General features: G+C 68.6%; 19 protein-coding genes. 11 read left to right on the forward strand and 8 right to left on the reverse strand.

Going from position 1 to position 17,848, the window contains the following annotated elements:
- Nucleotides 1-44 precede the first annotated feature (44 nt).
- The 3 genes from GEMRO_RS0107950 to GEMRO_RS0107960 are packed head-to-tail and all read left to right on the forward strand — an operon-like array spanning nt 45 to nt 4,512.
- Nucleotides 45-1,625, forward strand: a complete 1,581-nt coding sequence (locus GEMRO_RS0107950; RefSeq protein ID WP_169728339.1) for a ShlB/FhaC/HecB family hemolysin secretion/activation protein — start codon at nt 45-47, stop codon at nt 1,623-1,625.
- Nucleotides 1,625-3,733, forward strand: a complete 2,109-nt coding sequence (locus GEMRO_RS0107955; protein WP_027133568.1) for a CHAT domain-containing protein — start codon at nt 1,625-1,627, stop codon at nt 3,731-3,733. Before GEMRO_RS0107950 ends, GEMRO_RS0107955 begins: the two co-directional genes overlap by 1 nt.
- A 44-nt stretch (nt 3,734-3,777) precedes the next feature.
- Nucleotides 3,778-4,512 carry a carbonic anhydrase gene (locus tag GEMRO_RS0107960; protein ID WP_051328830.1) on the forward strand — a complete coding sequence of 245 codons (735 nt, stop codon included), beginning with the start codon at nt 3,778-3,780 and terminating at the stop codon, nt 4,510-4,512.
- 98 nt (nt 4,513-4,610) lie between these two features.
- Here GEMRO_RS0107960 and GEMRO_RS28360 read toward each other — a convergent pair whose 3' ends face one another.
- Both GEMRO_RS28360 and GEMRO_RS0107970 read right to left on the reverse strand, forming a co-directional pair.
- Complete coding sequence (locus tag GEMRO_RS28360) at nt 4,611-5,003, reverse strand: hypothetical protein (RefSeq protein WP_084506691.1); 393 nt, start codon at nt 5,001-5,003, stop codon at nt 4,611-4,613.
- A gap of 73 nt (nt 5,004-5,076) precedes the next feature.
- Entirely contained in the window at nt 5,077-6,144 is a 1,068-nt protein-coding gene (locus tag GEMRO_RS0107970; protein ID WP_027133570.1) for an SDR family oxidoreductase, read from the reverse strand.
- 103 nt (nt 6,145-6,247) lie between these two features.
- On the opposite strand from GEMRO_RS0107970, the gene GEMRO_RS28365 reads away from it, so the two are divergent.
- From GEMRO_RS28365 to GEMRO_RS0107995, 5 genes are all read left to right on the forward strand, one after another.
- Nucleotides 6,248-6,679, forward strand: coding sequence for a winged helix-turn-helix transcriptional regulator (locus GEMRO_RS28365; RefSeq protein ID WP_051328831.1), 432 nt, complete (start codon nt 6,248-6,250; stop codon nt 6,677-6,679).
- A gap of 63 nt (nt 6,680-6,742) precedes the next feature.
- On the forward strand, nt 6,743-7,501 hold the full coding sequence (locus tag GEMRO_RS0107980; RefSeq protein ID WP_027133571.1) for an acylneuraminate cytidylyltransferase family protein: 759 nt from the start codon (nt 6,743-6,745) through the stop codon (nt 7,499-7,501).
- A gap of 41 nt (nt 7,502-7,542) precedes the next feature.
- Nucleotides 7,543-9,435 (forward strand): 1-deoxy-D-xylulose-5-phosphate synthase N-terminal domain-containing protein, encoded by a 1,893-nt coding sequence (locus tag GEMRO_RS0107985; RefSeq protein WP_027133572.1) that lies wholly within the window; start codon nt 7,543-7,545, stop codon nt 9,433-9,435.
- Nucleotides 9,428-10,603, forward strand: a complete 1,176-nt coding sequence (locus tag GEMRO_RS28370) for a glycosyltransferase (protein ID WP_035484938.1) — start codon at nt 9,428-9,430, stop codon at nt 10,601-10,603. The genes GEMRO_RS0107985 and GEMRO_RS28370 overlap by 8 nt, the downstream gene beginning before the upstream one ends.
- Before the next feature lie 197 nt (nt 10,604-10,800).
- Entirely contained in the window at nt 10,801-11,664 is an 864-nt protein-coding gene (locus GEMRO_RS0107995; RefSeq protein ID WP_169728340.1) for a universal stress protein, read from the forward strand.
- 74 nt (nt 11,665-11,738) lie between these two features.
- Here GEMRO_RS0107995 and GEMRO_RS28375 read toward each other — a convergent pair whose 3' ends face one another.
- The 3 genes from GEMRO_RS28375 to GEMRO_RS0108010 all read right to left on the reverse strand — a co-directional run bounded on the left by GEMRO_RS28375 (nt 11,739) and on the right by GEMRO_RS0108010 (nt 14,132).
- Entirely contained in the window at nt 11,739-12,800 is a 1,062-nt protein-coding gene (locus GEMRO_RS28375) for a 2OG-Fe(II) oxygenase family protein (RefSeq protein ID WP_035486753.1), read from the reverse strand.
- A 148-nt stretch (nt 12,801-12,948) separates the two neighbouring features.
- Nucleotides 12,949-13,662: a DUF599 domain-containing protein gene (locus GEMRO_RS28380; protein ID WP_051328832.1), complete on the reverse strand. Its 714-nt coding sequence runs from the start codon at nt 13,660-13,662 to the stop codon at nt 12,949-12,951.
- 59 nt (nt 13,663-13,721) lie between these two features.
- Nucleotides 13,722-14,132 carry a GFA family protein gene (locus GEMRO_RS0108010; protein ID WP_027133574.1) on the reverse strand — a complete coding sequence of 137 codons (411 nt, stop codon included), beginning with the start codon at nt 14,130-14,132 and terminating at the stop codon, nt 13,722-13,724.
- Between the two features lie 72 nt (nt 14,133-14,204).
- Here GEMRO_RS0108010 and pucL point away from each other — a divergent pair, with 72 nt between their 5' ends.
- The gene (gene pucL, locus GEMRO_RS0108015; RefSeq protein WP_027133575.1) at nt 14,205-15,059 is read left to right on the forward strand and encodes a factor-independent urate hydroxylase; all 855 of its coding nucleotides are present in this window, start codon (nt 14,205-14,207) and stop codon (nt 15,057-15,059) included.
- Nucleotides 15,060-15,149: 90 nt separating this feature from the next.
- On the forward strand, nt 15,150-15,623 hold the full coding sequence (locus GEMRO_RS0108020) for a GNAT family N-acetyltransferase (protein ID WP_035484941.1): 474 nt from the start codon (nt 15,150-15,152) through the stop codon (nt 15,621-15,623).
- Between the two features lie 16 nt (nt 15,624-15,639).
- Here GEMRO_RS0108020 and GEMRO_RS28385 read toward each other — a convergent pair whose 3' ends face one another.
- A complete protein-coding gene (locus tag GEMRO_RS28385) occupies nt 15,640-15,909 on the reverse strand; it encodes a hypothetical protein (RefSeq protein WP_051328833.1) in 270 nt (89 codons plus the stop codon).
- 164 nt (nt 15,910-16,073) lie between these two features.
- On the opposite strand from GEMRO_RS28385, the gene GEMRO_RS0108030 reads away from it, so the two are divergent.
- Nucleotides 16,074-16,370 (forward strand): GYD domain-containing protein, encoded by a 297-nt coding sequence (locus GEMRO_RS0108030; RefSeq protein WP_027133577.1) that lies wholly within the window; start codon nt 16,074-16,076, stop codon nt 16,368-16,370.
- 35 nt (nt 16,371-16,405) lie between these two features.
- Here GEMRO_RS0108030 and GEMRO_RS0108035 read toward each other — a convergent pair whose 3' ends face one another.
- Both GEMRO_RS0108035 and GEMRO_RS0108040 read right to left on the reverse strand, forming a co-directional pair.
- Nucleotides 16,406-16,735 carry an AbrB/MazE/SpoVT family DNA-binding domain-containing protein gene (locus GEMRO_RS0108035; protein ID WP_027133578.1) on the reverse strand — a complete coding sequence of 110 codons (330 nt, stop codon included), beginning with the start codon at nt 16,733-16,735 and terminating at the stop codon, nt 16,406-16,408.
- Nucleotides 16,736-17,089: 354 nt separating this feature from the next.
- Entirely contained in the window at nt 17,090-17,842 is a 753-nt protein-coding gene (locus GEMRO_RS0108040) for a DUF427 domain-containing protein (protein ID WP_027133579.1), read from the reverse strand.
- Nucleotides 17,843-17,848 lie beyond the last annotated feature (6 nt).

A 17,848-nucleotide genomic window follows, 5' to 3' on the forward strand; every position in this document is an offset into this window, starting at 1 on the left:
CTTTCTCTGTCGGCACGGGTTCCGCACAGGCAAGCGCGGAACCCGTGATCCCGGTAGACCGGATCGAGCTGCATTACTCGCCGGCCATGGCGGACCCGCCGATCGGCCGGGCCGACCTGGCCGATCTTCTCAGCGCCTACGAGGGACGCAGCGTCACCACGGGCGAGCTGATCGAGCTGCGCGACGCCATCACTGCCCTTCATGTCGAGCGCGGCTATGTCAATTCCGGCGCGGTGATCGCCGCGCAGGACCTGCGCGACAGGGTGCTGGACATCGAGATCGTGCTGGGCACCCTGGGGGAGGTGGCGGTAACCGGCACCTTCGCGCTTGATCCCTCCTATGTGGAAGAGCGGATCAGGCTGGCGGCCGGCACGCCCTTCAACCTGAACGCGCTGCGCGAACGTTTGCAGATCATGCTGCGCGATCCTGCGATCGCCGCGATCGACGCCAATCTTCTGCCAGGCGACCGGCAGGGCGTGGCGCGGCTGGAGGTCGTGGTCGAGGAACAGCCGCCGCTGACGGTGGACGCCTCCCTGGCGAACGACCAGGCTCCCTCAGTGGGCTCGCTGCAGCTGGACACGACGGCGATCTGGTCGAGCCTGTCGGGTGCCGGAGATCCGCTCTGGCTGGAGGCGGACGCCTCGGCAGGATCCTACAGCGTGGAGCTGGGCTATGAGCGGCCGGTGACGGCGACCGATCTGCGCCTGCGGATCGTGGCCGACTATGCCGATGCCCGGGTCATCGAGGACCCGTTCGACGACCTGGACATCGAGAGCCGCTCGGCCGGGCTGGAGGTGGGAGCCTCCTATCCTGTTTATCGGTCGCCCCTGGATGACGTGCTGCTCGACCTGTCGCTGGAGCGACGCCGGGGCGAGAGCTTTCTTCTGGGCGACGGCTTCTCGTTTGCCCCCGGCACCAAGGACGGGGTCAGCGACGTGACCGCGCTGCGCTTTGCCCAGACCTGGCGCCGACAGGATCGCCAGTTCGCCATCGCCGCGCAGTCGATCTTCAGTTTCGGCCTGGAAGCGCTTGGCTCCTCCGATCGGTGCGAGGACGCCGCGGGCTTCCGCCAGCCCTGCAGCGACTTCTTCACCTGGCAGGCGCAGGTCGAGGCGGTGCTGCTGCCGTTCGTCAGCCATCCGGACTGGATCGTCGCCGACCACCAGATCGCCCTGCGTGCCGGAGGGCAGCTGGCTGCCGACCCGCTGCTGCCGTCCGAGCAGTTCACAGTTGGCGGGATCGACACCGTGCGCGGGTACCGGGAGAATGCGCTGGTGCGCGACAGCGGATGGTTCGCCTCCCTGGAATACCGGATCCCGGTTGGTCGGCTGCCGATCGGGGCCCTGCAGCGTGGCATCGATGACGGGCTGGTCGAGTTGATCCCGTTCATCGATGCCGGGGGCGGGCAGGACAAGCAGCTGAGCCAGCTCACCAACGACACGATCGCCAGTGCGGGCATCGGGGTCCGCTGGCGCCCTTCGACCGATCTCGACATGGCATTGTATGTCGCCCAGCCGTTCGAGGGTCGCCCCGACGACAGCAACGACCTGCAGGACCTGGGCATTCATTTCCGGATCAACTTCGGCATCTGGCCATGGCCGTTCGCACCGGCAGGAAGAGGCTGATGCGCTGGATCGCGATCCTGGTTTCGCTGCTGGCTCTGGTTCCGGCGGCACGGGCAGACGAGGCGGGTGACCTGATCGAGGCGCGGCAGTGCTTCCCTGCCACCCTGCTCCTGTCGCGCGAGGCGGCGGCCCCGGAAGATCCCGCGGCTCTCCTGCGCTTCTGCGGCCTGGTGACCGGCAGCTGCGACGGGGCCGACCGCCCGATGACCCTGCCCTCCGACCCCATGCAGGCGGGCGCCGCATGGCAGTCCTGCCTGCGCCGGATCGGCGAGCTGACCGAGCGGCTGGCGGTGCTGCCCCCGGCCGAGAGCTGCGAGGAGCGCGCCGATCTGGCGGCGGTCGCAAGCATGGCGGCCGCCAGGGCCCAGGATCTCTACCGCACGCAAGAAAGCCTCGCCGCGCGGCTGGAAACAGTCCGCAGCTGGCAGGAAGCACTGCCGCCCGTGCTGGAAGGCGATCCCTGCCCGCCGCCGGTGGAGGAGCCGGCCGCCAGCGCCGCTGCTGTCGACGCAACGCAAGGCTCGCTGCCCGAGCGGCTGGTGGCGGCGCTCCTGCTGACCGAGGAGCAGAAGGATCCGGCACCCCTGGCGACGGTCGAGCAGGCGGCCAAGCTGGAGAACGCCCCAGACATCGCCGCCATCGCGGCGGCGCGGCGGGCGGAATGGCTGGAGGCGAACGGACCTGCCGACCAGGCATTGGCGGCTGCCGATGCCGCGGTGCTGCAGGCGGCGCATGCCGGGGCGGCGGATGCCGAGGAACGGGCGCTGACGGCCCGGGCTCGTCTCTTGGACGCCCAGGGCAGCGATCCGGCCGCCACCGCCGCTGCCTATGCCGCCGCCATCCGAGCCCTCGACCGGCGACGCCCGGAACTCCTGGCCTTTGACTGGATCCGCCAGGGATCCCCTTATCGCCTGCGCGTCGAGCCGCTGGTCGAGCGTTACGTGGCCCTGCAGATCGACCGGGCGAACGCGCTGCCTCCGGACCAGCGGGTCCCGATCTATCGCGACATCCTGCATTTCGCCGAACGGGCGCGGGCGGCGGAGCTGTCGGATTATTTCCAGGACGACTGCGTGGCTGCGCTGCAGGCGCGTACCAGGACGCTGGCCGAGATCGACCCGGACGCCGCGGCCCTGGTCACGATCGTGCAGGGGCCTAGCGTCGAGCTGTTCATGCTGCTGCCCGGCGGGGACATCCGCCACCACCGCGCTGGACTCCCGCCCCGCGGCGAACTGGAGGCCTATCCGTTCCGGCTGACCGACCCCACCCAGCCGAATGCCTGGAAGGAGCAGTCGCGCCAGCTCTACGATCTCCTGATCCGGCCGTTCGCGAGCGAGCTTTCCCAAGTGGCCACCCTGGTGTTCGTCCCGGACGGGCCCCTGCGCCATGTCCTGCCCGCCACCCTCCTGGACGGCGACACGCTGCTGCTCGAGCGGCACGCCATCGCCCTCAACCCGGGCCTCGACTTCATCGACGACCGCTCGACCAGGGTACGCGGGGCCGACTGGCTGCTCGGTGCCGTCTCGCGGGCCTGCCCGCCCCGCTGGGACGCCCTGGCCGGCACCCGATCCGAGGTGATGGCCATCGAGGCACTGCATCCCCGGTCGGACACGATCGTGCTGATGGACGAGTCGTTCGCGCGCGCCAGCCTCTACCAGGATCTGGCCACCCGGCCTCTCTCGGTCCTGCATTTCGCGACCCATGCCGAGTTCGCCCCGCAGGCCTCCGACAGCAAAGTCCTGCTCGGCACCTGCGAGGAACTCGGCCTCGATGACCTGGAAAGCCTGATCAAGCAGGCGCGCTACCGCGACCGGCCAGTCGACCTGCTGGTGCTCAGCGCCTGCCAGAGCGCCCTTGGCGACGACCGCGCCGCCCTCGGGCTTGCGGGACTCGCCGTGAAATCAGGCGCGCGTTCCGCGCTTGGATCGATGTGGAAAGTTGACGATGCCGCGACCGCACGGCTAACAACACTGTTCCATGAGGAGTTCGCCCGGGGCGACGTCGGCAAGGCCGAGGCGCTGCGCCGGGCCCAACTGGTGGTCGCGGCGGAGCCCGGGACAGCCGCACCGATGTACTGGGCGGCATTCCAGCTGGTAGGAGACTGGCGCTAGGGGCGGCCTCCGGGCCTAAATCAGAAGACGGCCTGGAGAGACCAATGTGCGAAAGTTGCAGAGCCGGGATCTTGCGTCCCTCCCGCCGCGCCCTGCTCGGAATGACGATGGCTTTCACCGGCACCGCCGCGCTCTGGTCTCGCGCCGCGGGTGCGGTCGACCTGGCCGATTCCGAGCTGGCGCCGCCCAATGCCATCGCACCCGCTGAGGCGCTGCAGCGGCTGACCGACGGCAACGCCCGCTACGTGGCCAACCAAACGGAGATCCGTGACTTCGCCCTGCACCGTGCTGCCCGCGCGGCCGGGCAGTACCCGATCGCCGGCATCGTCTCCTGCGCGGACTCTCGCCTAGCTCCCGAACTCGCGTTCGACCAAGCGCCGGGTGACCTGTTCGTGGTCCGGGTGGCTGGCAATTTCGTCAACGATGACGGGCTGGCCAGCCTGGAATACGGGGTGGCGGTGCTGGGCATCCCGCTCCTGATGGTGCTGGGCCATTCCGGCTGCGGCGCCGTCGATGCCACGATCAAGGTCATCCAGGACGACATCACCCTGCCAGGCCACCTGCCGGCTCTGGTCGACATGCTCAAGCCGGGCGTGCAGAAGGCACTCGACGCCGAGCCCGCCGATCCGCTGGATGCCGCCATCGCGGAGAACGTGCGCTACAACGTCGAACGCCTGCGCTCCGCCACGCCGGTGGTGGCCGGAATGGTCGAGGCCGGGAAGGTCCAGGTCGTCGGCGCTGTCTACGACATCGCGACTGGCAAGGTGACCCAGGTGTAAGATAGGCTGCCGACCTCGCGGCGGAGCAGGCTCATCGGGCGCTTCCTCTGGGTCGCGCCTTGAGCAATCTCACCAAGTTGGTGGTCGAAGACCGCAGGTCACTCGCTCGTCGCGATCGCGGGCGAGTGACGCGCGATCATCGTATCCATCAGCGCTACGTCTTCGACCCCGCCCTGGCCGGGGACAAGATGAAGAGCCAGGGCGAAGACGGCCATGCTGACCACGAGGATACCCAGGGTGGTGGTCTGGCTGGGATATCTGCAGAGCATGAACCCCAGCATCACGACGGCGACGGCTGCTCCCAGGACCAGGGCTAGGGGAACGCCCGCCTCACTCGCAGGATGGATCTGATCCGAACCAATTGTGGCAAGGTGCGTCAGGACAAACAGCATCAGAGCCGAGGTGGCGATCATCGCGCCGAACTTGGCATATCCTGACATGGTGGGGCCCGTGTGCCGAAAGGTTCCAATCAGGATCTGAACCGCCGGCACTAGGGCAAGGTTCCCAGGCATGCAGAGCAAGATGGGCTGCGAGCCATTGCATGCCGCCCGACCGGGATAGCGTTTAGGGGATCAGGCGGTCCGCCCGCAGCTGCTGGAACAGGTCGAGAAACGAGTCTTCGGTCGGCTGGAAGCCGGCAAAGCCGAGCTTCCGGCTGTTCTTCATGTCGGTCATCACCTCGATCGGACGGCCAAGGTCCAGATCCGTGTGCCAGGGCGAGGCCAGGCGGTGCAGGTCGGGCTCGGCCAGCCCGTGCCGCTGGGCGATCTCGCGCCAGACTGGAGCGTCCTTGGCCATCTGCGCCTCCAGCGGATGAACGGTGCCGTCGAACCCGACCGCCTCCACGCCGAACCAGGCGGCCAGGCGCGGCCACAGCCACTTCCAGCGGAAGACGTCGCCGTTCACGATATTGAACGCCTGGTTGCGGGCCGCCTCGGTGGTTGCCGCCCAGATCAGCTGCCGGGCCAGGATCCGCGCTTCGGTCACGTCCGAGAGGCCCTCCCACTGCGCCTGCGATCCCGGCCACCGGAACGGCCGGCCGGTCGCCTTGCAGATCGAGGCATGGACCGCCAGCGTGGTGCCGAGGTTCATGGCGTTGCCGACCGCCTTGCCGATCACGGTGTGCGGACGATGGATGCTCCAGCCAAACCCGTCGCGCTCGGCTGCAGCGTACACCTCGTCTTCCTGGGCATAATAGAAGTTCTCGACCGGCAGCCTCGGCTGTTCCTCGCGCAGCGGCGTCTCGGGCAGGGTCCCGGCCTTCGCATAGGCTTCAAACGGGCCAAGATAATGTTTCAGCCCGGTCACCAGCCCCACGTGGCGCACCGACTTCCCAGGCGAGAGGGCGACCAGCACGTTGCGCACCATCGTGCCGTTGACCCGGATGTTCTCGGCCTCGGTGGCGTTGCGCATCCAGGTGGCCAGGAAGACATGGGTCGGCGCCAGATCGCTCAGGGCCGCGGCCAGGCTGTCCGGGTCGAGCAGGTCGGCGGCCACCGGCTGCAGGCCCGCCGGATCCGCTGGCGGTCGCCGCGCCAGGCCGTGGACCGTCCAGCCCTCTGCCAGCAGTTCGTGCGCCAGACGGTTGCCGATGATGCCGCTGGCACCGACGACCAAGGCTGTGCCGCTCATGCTCATGTCCTTTGCCAATCCATGGCACGGAACGTAGGCGCGGCCCCGGCAGCGGGCTAGAAGGCACCGCGAAGGGACATAGCCACCAGGAGGTGCCCGTCCGATGCCGCCGACCCTTCAGGGCAACGAGCTGATCTTCGAGGAGGACTGCGCGCCGCGCCGGGTGATGGAGCTGTTCACCGTCAAGTGGACCAGCATGGTGATCCACGCCTTGTTCCACTTGCCGCAACGCACGGCACGTACCGGCGTCCTGCAGCGAAGCCTGCCCGGGATCTCCAAGAAGATGCTCGTGCAGACCCTGCGGGACATGGAGCAGCGCGGGCTGGTGCGGCGCAAGGTCTACGAGGTGGTGCCGCCCAAGGTGGAGTACGCGCTCACCCCCTTGGGCGAGACCTTCGCCCAGCCGATCGAGATGCTCTACCGCTGGGGTGCGGAGAACGAGGCGGCGCTCGACGCGCTGCAGGCGGCCGGTTCCGGACGTTCTGGCCAAGGGGCCGACCTAGATAGACCGCCCGGCAACCGCGAGCATCCATAGCCGTTCCCAGCCACCGGCAAACCCACTAGAAACCCAGCCAGCAACGCGGCCCCCGGACATCCCATGCCCGTCGACAACGCTCCTTCGATCGTCGCCCTGATTCCCGCGCGCAGCGGGTCCAAGCGCGTGGCCGACAAGAACATCCGGCCGCTGATGGGCCACCCGGCGCTGGCCTACTCGATCGCGGCCGCGCGGGCGTCCGGCGTGTTCGACAAGGTCTGCGTGTCGACCGACAGCGGCGACTATGCGGAGATCGCCCGTTACTACGGGGCTGAGGTGGTGATGCGGCCGCCGGAGATCGCCGGCGACCGCTCGCCGGACATCGAGTGGGTCGAGCACGCGCTGGGGGCCATCGAGCCGCAAGACTGCTTCTCGATCCTGCGGCCGACCTCGCCGTTCCGGCAGGCGGCGACCATCCGGCGGGCCTGGCACCAGTTCCTGGCCGAGCGGGAACAGTTCGACAGCCTGCGCGCGGTGCAGAAATGCCGCGAGCACCCGGCCAAGATGTGGGTGATCCGAGGCAACCGGATGTCGCCGCTCCTGCCGTTCGGCCCGCCGGAGCAGCCCTGGCACAGCTCGCAGTACCCGACCCTGCCGGAAGTCTACGTGCAGAACGCCAGCCTGGAGATCGCCTGGAGCCGGGTGGTCCGGGACGGACGGACGATCGCCGGCAACAGCTTCATGCCGTTCCTGACCGAAGGCTTCGAGGGCGTCGACCTGAACGACCCCGAGGACTGGTTCTACGCCCTCTACATCATTGAGCACGAAGGCGCGAAGCTGCCGGAGATCGACCGATCGCCCGCCAGCCTCGGCAATGCCTGATTTGTCCGCCTCAACTCCATCTTCGGTGAAAGCAGCGTCTCATGGGTGAACTGACCGGCAACGCCGTCGAGGGCACGCTCTACTGGATCGCGCCGGACGAGTTCGCGCGGATCCGCGCCCTGGCGATGCCTGCGGTGGCGCGGGCAAGGCTGTTCGCCGACATGGCGCGGCTGAACACGCTCTACATGATCGCCCGGGCCGGCTCCGGCCATATCGGCAGTTCGTTCAGCTCGATGGACATCGTCTCCTGGCTGCACCTGGAGGAGATGCGCGAGGGCGACGTCTACTTCTCCTCCAAGGGCCACGATGCGCCCGGGCTCTATGCGGTGATGACCGCGCTCGGCCGCCTGCCGGCCGATCTGATGCACCGGTTCCGCAAGCTGGGCGGCCTGCCCGGTCATCCGGACGTCGGCACGCCCGGCATGGTCGCCAACACCGGCTCGCTCGGGATGGGCATCTCCAAGGCCAAGGGCATGGTCGCGGCCAACCGGCTGCAGGGCGGCAAGAGCCCGCGCATCTTCGTGATGCTGGGCGACGGCGAGCTGCAGGAGGGCCAGATCTGGGAGAGCCTGGGCGGGGCGGTCAACCGCGGCTTTGCCGAGATCACCGCGATCGTCGACCACAACAAGCTGCAGTCCGACACCTTCGTGGCGCAGGTTTCCGATCTGGGCGACCTGGAAGCGAAGTTCCGGGCGTTCGGCTGGCACGTGGTCCGCGTCGACGGCCACGACCTTCCGGGCATCGTCAAGGCGCTGGACGACATCCGGGGCGTGAAGAAGCCCAAGCTGGTCATCGCCGATACCGTGAAGGGCAAGGGCGTGTCCTTCATGGAGCACGTCGCCATGGAGAGCGACGCGGAAATCTACCGCTTCCATTCCGGCGCGCCGCAGGCCGCTGACTACACCCGCGGCGCCCAGGAGATCATGGACCGGATCAATCGGGTGCTGCGCGAGGCGCGCGCCACCGAACTGTCGCTGGAGACGGTCGAGCGTCCGGTGACGCCGCCGCCGGCCCAGGTGCCCGAGCGGCTGATCCCGGCCTATTCCGAAGCGTTGCTGGAACTGGCGGCCGAGAACCCGAAGCTGGTGGCGCTCGACGCCGACCTGATGCTCGATTGCGGGCTGATCCCGTTCAAGGACAAGCACCCCGAGCGCTTCATCGAGTGTGGCATCGCCGAGATGGACATGGTGAGCCAGGCGGGCGCCATGGCGCTCAAGGGCCTGGTCCCGGTCTGCCACAGCTTTGCCTGCTTCCTCGCGACGCGTGCCAACGAGCAGATCTACAACAACGCCTCCGAGCGCTCCAAGGTCGTCTACATGGCGGCGCTGGCCGGGCTGGTTCCGGGCGGTCCCGGTCATTCGCACCAGTCGGTGCGGGACATTGCGGCGCTTTCCGGCACGCCGGGCCTGACCCTGGTCCAGCCCTCCTGTGCCGCCGAGGTCGCCCCGCTGGTCCGCTGGGCGGTGCAGGCCAACCCCGGCAGCAGCTACCTGCGCTTCGTGTCGATCCCGGTGCCGGTCCCCTACGAACTCCCGGCCGGCTACGTGCCGAAGCCCGGCAATGGCTGGATCGCGAAGGACACCGGCAAGGACACGGTGCTGATCGCCTATGGCCCGACCATGGCGACCGAGGCCTGGCATGCGCTGGACCGCATGGGCGGCGGCAGGCTGGTGATCCTGCCCTGGCTGAACCAGGTCGACCGTGACTGGCTGGAGGAAGCGACCGCCGGGGCCAGGACGGTGGTCACCATCGACGATCATTATGTCGAGGGCGGCCAGGGCGTGATGCTGGGGGATGCCCTCCAGGCGATCCGCTTCCCTGGCCGGATCCTGCACCTGGGCGTCGACCGGATCCCGTCCTGCGGCGCCAACGACGAGGTGCTGGCCGATCACGGCCTGGACGCCGCCGGGATCGCGAAGGCGGCCAGTGCCTGAACCGCTGCGGCTCGGGCTGTTCGCGGCGTTCGATCCGAGCTGGGGGGGCGGGGAGAGCTTTCTCCTCAACCTCCTGGAGGCGATCGGTCGCCGGCCCGAGGTGACGGTGCTGCTGCTTCACGGCCAGGACGCCAGTGCGGCGCGGGTCGCCCGCTGGCGCGCACTGGGCGCGCAGCCGCACCCGCTCGGCCAGCTCACCCGCCGCCAGCCGGCCTGGGTCGGGCGCAAGCTCGGCGAGTATCTCGACCTGCCCTGGCTGGACGGCTTCGACCGTGCGCTACGCGGCCTGGTCGACGTCACCTTCCTGCGGCCCCTGCCCTGCCGGGCGCCCTCGGTGCCCAACATCCACTGGATCCCGGACTTCCAGGAACGCCACCTGCCCGGGATGTTCAGCCCGGCGGAACAACGCTCGCGGGAGCGGGAGCATGGCCGGTTCCTGGCCCGCTCGGCGCTGACCATCGTGCAGACCGAAGCGGCGGCCACCGAGCTGGCCGGCTGGTTCCCGATGCAGGCGGAACGCGCCCGTGTCCTGCCGTTCGCGGTGACCATCCCGCCGCGCACGCTGATCGCCGATCCTTTGGACGTGCTGGAGCCCTACGGGCTGCCGGAGCGCTTCGTGTACCTGCCGGGCCAGCTCTGGCGGCACAAGAACCACGCGCTGGCGGTCGAGGCGCTGGCGGCGGTGCCTGGCCTGACCGTGGTGTCATCGGGCCATCTGATCGACTACCGCGCGCCGCAGCACGGGGTGGCGCTGCGCGCCCGGATCGCCGAGCTGGGGCTGGCGGAGCGGTTCCGGCTGCTGGGCCCGGTGCCGCTGGACGTGGTGTTCGCGCTGCACCGCCGGGCGATGGCGCTGCTCAACCCGTCCCGCTTCGAGGGATGGAGCACCACGGTGGAGGAAGCCAAGGCGCTGGGCCGCCCGCTGCTCCTGTCCGACATACGGACCCATCGTGCTCAGGCCCGGGACGACCGGTCCCTCTGGTTCGGGGTCGATGACGTCGAGGCACTGGCGCAGGCGCTCACCACCATCCGCGACGCGGGCCGGCCGGGGCCGGACGTGATGGCCGAGGCCCATGCCCTGGACCGCTACGAGCAGGAGCGGGGCCGGTTCGGCCGCGGCTTCGTGCAGATCGTCGAGGCGGCAGCGGCAGGATGTCCGCCAGGCTGAGCACCAACCCGGCCCCCTGTCGCCTCCTGGCTCTTGGCCTGCTCAAGGCCCGCGCCTCCATCCGCTCCCTGGATCCTGTTTATCCTTGAGGCACGGCGGGAAATACACCTAGATCGATGCTGATCTGCGCAGCCGAGGCTGCCGGCTCCTGGGGTCGGCCTGATGGCCGTCTCACCGTCATGGGAGGAATCGTCGCAATGACGCTTGTTCTAGGCAGCGAGGCATTGGGATCCAACCGTATCGTCCATCCGACCGATCTCACCCTGCTGAGCGAGACGGCGTTCGCCCATGCCCTGGCGCTCACGCTTGCCTGCAAGGGGCATCTGGCGATCGTCCATGCGGCGGATCCGGATGCCGACCGGGACCCGGACTGGACGTCATTTCCGGGCGTGCGATCCATGCTGGGCAGGTGGGGCCTGATCGGGCCGGATGTGCCCCGCACCGCCATCGCGGAGCGGCTGGGCATCCGGGTCGCGAAGGAGCTGATCCCGGCTGCCAATCCGATCGAGGCGCTCGACCGACTTCTCGAGCAGAAGGGCTGCGACCTCCTGGTGCTGGCGACCCGTGCCCGAGGAGGATTGGCGCGGCTCCTGCACGGCTCCATCGCCGAGCAGCTGGCCCGCCGCACGGACGCGCCGGCCCTGTTCCTTCCGCCCGAGGGCAGCGGTTTCGTCGATGCCGACACGGGGGCTGCCCGGCTGCGGAACATCCTGATCCCGGTCGACGGCGCGACGCCACGGGACGACGCGGTTAGCCTCGCCTTGAGCCTCAGTGACGCGCTGGGATGTCAGGACGCGCTGGTGCACCTGCTTCATGTCGGGCCGGCCGACCAGGCGCCGACCGTGACGGTCGAGGCCAAGCACGAGGCGCGCCTGCGGCGGGCCAACGCCAACGGTGCTGTCGTACCTGGAATTGTCGAGGCGGCCGCACGGATCGACCCAGACCTGATCGTCATGGCGACCCATGGCCATGACGACGTGCTCGACGGATTGCGCGGCAGCACCACCGAGCAGGTGCTGCGTCAGGCAGGACGGGCGGTGCTGGCCGTGCCGGTCCTCTAGATCATGGCTGCGGAGCCGGCGAGCATGTGGTGACGTGAGTTCGGCGGAAGGGATCTTCCGCCGAACCCAAGCCGCTAGGCGGCGGTGTTCTGCTGGATGAAGCCGAGATTGGCCTCGCGGATCTTCTTGGCGGCCTCGTCATAGAGGAAGGGCAGGAAGGCATAGCGCCGGCCGCTGGTGACCGGCGTGGCCTCGTGCAGGAGCGAGCAGGAGAACACCACCGCACCGCCGGATGGCGCACGATAGGTGCGGCGGCCGAACTCCGGGAAGCGCAGGTCGCCGCCCTCGTACTCGTCAGCGTTCAGGTTGACCGAGACGGCGAAGCGGCGGTGCGCGGTGCCCTTGGTGGTGTTGTCGCGGTGCGCGCGGAAGTGACCACCTTCCTCGGCCGCGTAGCAGGCGACGATGTAGCGCTCCATCCGGGTGACCTCGAACTGGAACGACTTCTTGATCTCCGGCACGACCCGGCGGGTGAAGCGCGCCTGGATCGCGCGGGTGATCTGCTGGTCGCCGATGGTCCAGTCGCTGCGGACCTTGTGGCTCCGGTCCTTCACCTCGACGGTCTTGCCGTCGATCTCGCGCATGAAGCCGCTCTCCCTGCCGCCATGGGTTTCGTAGCCCTGGATCAGCATCCGGCAGAACTCCGGCTCGAACACCTGCGGGATCACCAGGACCGGCGCATGGGCCAGCATGGGCGGCAGGGAGTCCACCCGCGGCGCCGCCCCGAGGAAGTCGAGCACCGCCTGGGCATGCCTAGCCGGCTCCGGCTCGCGGATCTCGGCCATGATCTGCAGGCGTGGGCTGATCACGATGGTGGTGAGGTCGCCTGGCCGCGCCACGAACTGCCCGGCCACCGCATCCTCGTAGTCCCAGAAGGCGCGCACGCCCGGGATGCGCAGTGGCAGGCGCTGGGCTTCCTCGTCCTGGGCGTCGTTGGTGACCAGGAACAGGCTGGCATGGTTGTCGTCGAACAAGGACGAGCCTGCCAGGGCAGGGGCGAGGGCCGCGGCCCTGGGATCGGCCATGCCCGGGATGAAGGTGAGCACCAGCCAGCGGCCCGCGATCGTGTCGATCTTCAGCGCGGGCGAATTGGACGAACGTGCCACGAACACCGGGCAAGGATCGCCGACGGCCATCTCCGAACACTCCTTCGCATGGTCCAGCACTCAGGTAGATTACCACCCGTCCATGCCTGTCAATGACAAGGCGCGACAGGAGCGGCGGCGTCGCATCGACTGCATCCCCAAGAGCGCAGCTGCGCCGGCCGGATCTTCGCCAGGATCGTCAGCGCAGCGCCATCCGGGCGGCCTGCACATCCTCCAGCACCGCCGAGCGGGTCTGCCGGCGGACCAGGATCGCCATGATGAAGAGCAGGGCCGGCGGCACGATCAGCGGATCGATGAACCAGGCGAACCCGGCCAGGCCGAAATAATAGGCGCGCAGGCCATGGTTGAAGTCCTGGGCGGCGCGGCTGAAATGCTTGGCGTAGATCACCGACAGCTTGCCGATGAGCGCCTCGGGCAGGGGTGCCGGAGGAGCGGCGCCGAACATGGCGATCATGTAGTTGTACTGGCGGATCGCCCAGGTGAACTTGAAGAACCCGTAGACGAAGATCATCAGGATCACGACGGTCTTGAGCTGGGTGATCCAGACGGTCGGCGGGTGGTCGACCAGGAACTGCCCCACCGTGTCGACGATCGCCCCGGCATTCGCCAGCGCGCCGAACAGGGCGCCGATCACCAGGACCGTGGTGGAAGCGAAGAACGAGGCGCTGGAGATGACGTGGCCGACCAGCGCCGCATCGGTGATGCGGTTCTCGCGCCTGAGCATCGAGACCATCCAGGCGCAGCGGATCTCGACCATCGTGTCGTTCAGCGTGGCGCGCGAATGGCCCAGGACGGCCAGCAGGATCGGGTAGGACAGCCAGCCGCCGACCAGCATGCCGAACGCCACGACATCGGCCCAGCGGCTGAGGAAAAGGGTCGCGTCGGCGGGCATGGCGGCACTCGGATCGGGGCGGCGCGGGCGTCCGGTGGTAGCCTAGCCGCCGGCAGCCGTCACGGCCGGTCCGCCTGCGGCCAGTGGCCGGGCGCGTCCGGGTCGATGGTCTCGTAGTCGGCCCGATCGGCGACATAGATGTGCCGGTCGATCACGAGGCCGCTCGGCTGGTCGATCGAGCCCGCGCTGAACGAGATGTGGCGGCCATGGGCCGGCTTCCAGAACATCACCGAGCCGCACACCGAGCAGAAGCCGCGCTCGGCCTGGTCCGACGAGCGGTACCAGGTCAGCCGCTCCGCGCCGGTGATCGCGATGCTCTCGGTCGGCGCGTCGGTATAGGCGCCGAGATAGCCATGGGCGCGCCGGCACTGCCCGCAATGGCAGACCGAGATCGGCCCGACCTCGCCCGTCACCCGGTAGCGGACCGCGCCGCACAGACAGCCACCGGTGATCGCCGCATCCGTGCTCATTGCCTCGATGCCCTCGCCTGCCCAGACTGACGGCACGACCTTAGATCAGCCGCCTCCGGAGGGCCAAGCCGCATGACGCTCGTTCGCAAGACCTACGGCAAGGGCCGCGTCCGTGTCCTGCGCGTCCGGCGCGAGGTGCCGGGCCGGCCGGAAGGATGGCACGAGGTGCGCGAGACCAGCGTGGACGCCATGGTCACGGGCGACTTCGCCGAGACTTTCACCAAGGCCGACAACTCGAAGTCGATCTGCACCGACACCATCAAGAACATCGTCAACATCGTGGCGCGGGAGAATATCGCCTTCGGCAACGAGGCGTTCTGCGCCGCCATCGCGCGCCGGCTGCTCGACGAGTACCGGATGCTGGACGGCGCCGTCGTGACCGGGCACGAGACGGTATGGCGCCGGATCGTGTCGGAGGGCCAGGAGCAGCCGCACGGCTTCGTCCTGGATGGCAACGGCCGCCCGTTCGCCCGGGTCACGATGACCCACGCCAGCACAGTGACCGAATCCGGCATCGACGGCTTCACCTTCCTGAAGTCGACCGGCTCGGGCTGGGCCGGCTACGTCAAGGAGCCGTTCACGACGCTGAAGGAGACCGACGACCGGATCGCCTCGACCGCGATGAACGCGTCCTGGCGCTGGCACAGCGTGCCTTCCGACTACGACCAGGCCCGCCAGGCGATCCTGGACACGATGCTCCGGGTGTTCGCCGGCACCTACAGCCGCAGCATCCAGGACAGCCTGTACCGCATGGGCAAGGCGGCGCTGGAGGCGGTCCCGGAAGTCGAGGAGATCAGCCTCGCCTGCCCGAACAAGCACTACATCCCGATCAACCTGGAGCCGTTCGGCCTGGACAACGACAACCAGGTCTTCACCGCCACCGACGAGCCGCACGGCCAGATCGAGTGCACGGTCGGGCGGAGCTGAAGCCCGTCTGATGCCGCCCCGGCCGGGGCCGTGTCGCTGTTCCGCCCCGGGTCCTCGGGTTCGTTCGTGTAAATGGGGATCTGCCTGCCGATGACGATCCGCACCTATCGTCCTGCCGATGCGGCTTCGGTGACCGACATCTACCGGCGAGCGGTCGAACGGATCGGCAGCCGCTACTACGAGGCGCGACAGGTGCGGGCCTGGGCGGCGCTGGCGCCGTCGCCGGAGCGGCTGGACGCCCTGACCAGCGACGGGCGGGTTCGTCTGGTCGCGGTGGATGAAGCGGACCGGCCCCTGGCCTTCGCCGACCTGGAAGCCAGGGGCCGCATCCACTTCCTGTACTGCGCGCCGGAAGCAGCCGGGACCGGGGTCGCCTCGGCCCTGTATGAGGCGCTGGAACGGGCCGCTGGGGAGCGAGGCATCGACCGGCTGTGGGCGGAGGCCAGCGAGGCGGCGCGCCCCTTCTTCCTGGCCAAGGGCTTCGCCCTGGCTGGGCGGCGCGACTTCGAGGTGGCAGGAGTGCCGATCCACAACTACGCGATGGAGAAGTCGCTGGCCGGCTGAGCCGGCGGCGAGACCGTCAGCCGTCGCTGCGCAGCGGCAGGCTGCTGTCCGCGGCGACCGGCCCGCAGTTCTCTTCCAGGAAATGCCAGGAGGCGTTGTTGAGCACCATCTCGCAGCGCGCCAGCTGATGCCGGCCATCGCGGATCAGGCAGACGATCTCGCCCTGCTTCGCGGTGCCTCCGGCATGGCGGCACAGGCAGGGCCGGGTGGAGGAGGCGGCATGCAGCGCCGGCGGCCAGCCGCCCAGGACCAGACCCGCTACCCAGAGCAGCACCCCGACCCGCATGGGCTCTGTCCTCCAGCATTCGCGGTCGCATCGCCTCGACGCGACCCTCCAATGGAGCATGATCGCATGGATGGCCGGATGTGGTAAGGTCTGGCGACTTGGCGGCCGGCAGGTGCAGACAATGCTGGACTTGATGCCGTCTGGTCCGGTCAGGGAGAGCAAAGATGTCCCATTTCGTCGCGCTGGTCAGCTACACGGACAAGGGTATCGCCCACATCAAGGATTCGCCCAGCCGCCTGGACAAGGCACGCGACCTCCTGCGCGAGATGGGCGGCGACTTCAAGCAGGTCTTCCTGACCATGGGCGGCTACGACATGGTCGTGGTCTACGAGGCGCCCGACGACGCCACCGCGGCGCGCTTCAGCCTGCGCCTGGGCATGTCGGGCTTCGTCCGCACCACCACGCTCAAGGCGTTCCCGGAGGCCGCCTACCGCGAGATCATCGGGCGGATCGACGAGTGACCCGCCGCCGACCGATGATCCTGAAGGGATAGAGATCAGGCGGGAGCCGTGCTCCGGCGCCGGCCGCCGACCTTGATGCGCGGCGCCAGGTCCTGCTGGGGCAGCTTGCGCGGCCGGCCGCGTCCCCGGGCGGGTGGCGCGGCCTCGACAGCCGGCGTCGCGGCGGCGGGTGGCGCGGCTGGCGGTGCCGCCGGCAGATCCGGCGCCGTTCGGGCGGGACGTTCGGCCGGAGCTACCGGACGCAGGAGCAGGCCATCGCCAACCAGCTCGATTTCCAGCTGATCGCCATGGGCGACATCCAAGTGCCGGCGGGCATGAACCGGCAGCGTCAGCCAGCCGTCGTAGTACAGATGGACAGTAGGCATGCAGGTCTCTGTTTATTTGAGGGCGTTTCAATATAGCGAGATCAGCGATCTGATACCAGATGGATTTATTCGACTGATCAACTGATACGGCTCAGAGTAAGTTTCAGAATGAATTTGCTACCCTGATAGTAGCTTGGCACCTCAAGATCATTATCCACCAGATGGATTGAGCCGGCTGAAACAATCGATGTTCTGCCGAGCAAGTACCGGGAGGACATGCCGCTGTCCGCAGCGATCCCCGACACTTCCTGCAACGGAACCAAAAACATCAACCAGGACGTGTACTTTGGCCTGCCCACGTCCGGCATGGCCCGGGGCTGCCTGCCATCTCGGCCATGACTGCTGCTGGGCTGGTCAGCCCACCTTCTCGCCATCCCGCAGGATGGCGTCCACCGCTTCGGGATAGAACGCGATCAGGTCCTTGATCTTCGGGATCTCGGGGATCGGGTCGCGGTAGAACCAGGCGATGTTCTCGTAGGTCTTCCCGTCGATCTCGGCGGACCAGTAGGAGGCAATGCCCTTGTAGGGGCAGCGGGTGGTTCTCGGCGAGAAGGTCAGCAGGTCGAGGCGGACATCGTCGGCGGGCAGGTAGTAGCGGACCGGATGGTTGGTCTCGACCAGCATCAGCGACCGGCGGCTGTCGGCGATCACCGTGCCGGCCAGGATCACCTGGATGTGGGCCGAGCAGGCCAGGGTGTCGATGCGGACATGCGGGTCGCGGGCGTGCACGAAAACCTCCTCGTCTTCCTCGAACCAGGCATCCATCGCCGACCAGGCGAAGGCGATGTGATCCTTCAGCGCTGCCAGCGCCGGATCAGCCGGCTGTGGAAAGCTCCAGGCCGCGCCCTCGGCATGCCGGTCGCCCGCCGACAGCGCGAAATGCTCGGTGCGGCCGGCGCGGGCATGCTCGGTGATGTCGGGCGAGGAGCGAAGATGCTCGGGCTTCACGTCGGTGCGCGGGAAGTAATAGACCGGCAGCATGCCTTCGCCGCGCAGGATCCGGACCTTGCGGCTGTCGGCGATGACCTGCCCGGCAAAGACCACCCGGACACGCTTGGCGCAGGGCAGGACTTCCAGGTGAGCGGGGCGGTTCGGGGGGGTGCTCAACGTGGG

It is taken from the genome of Geminicoccus roseus DSM 18922 (assembly GCF_000427665.1).
GTDB classification, from domain to species: Bacteria; Pseudomonadota; Alphaproteobacteria; order Geminicoccales; family Geminicoccaceae; genus Geminicoccus; species Geminicoccus roseus.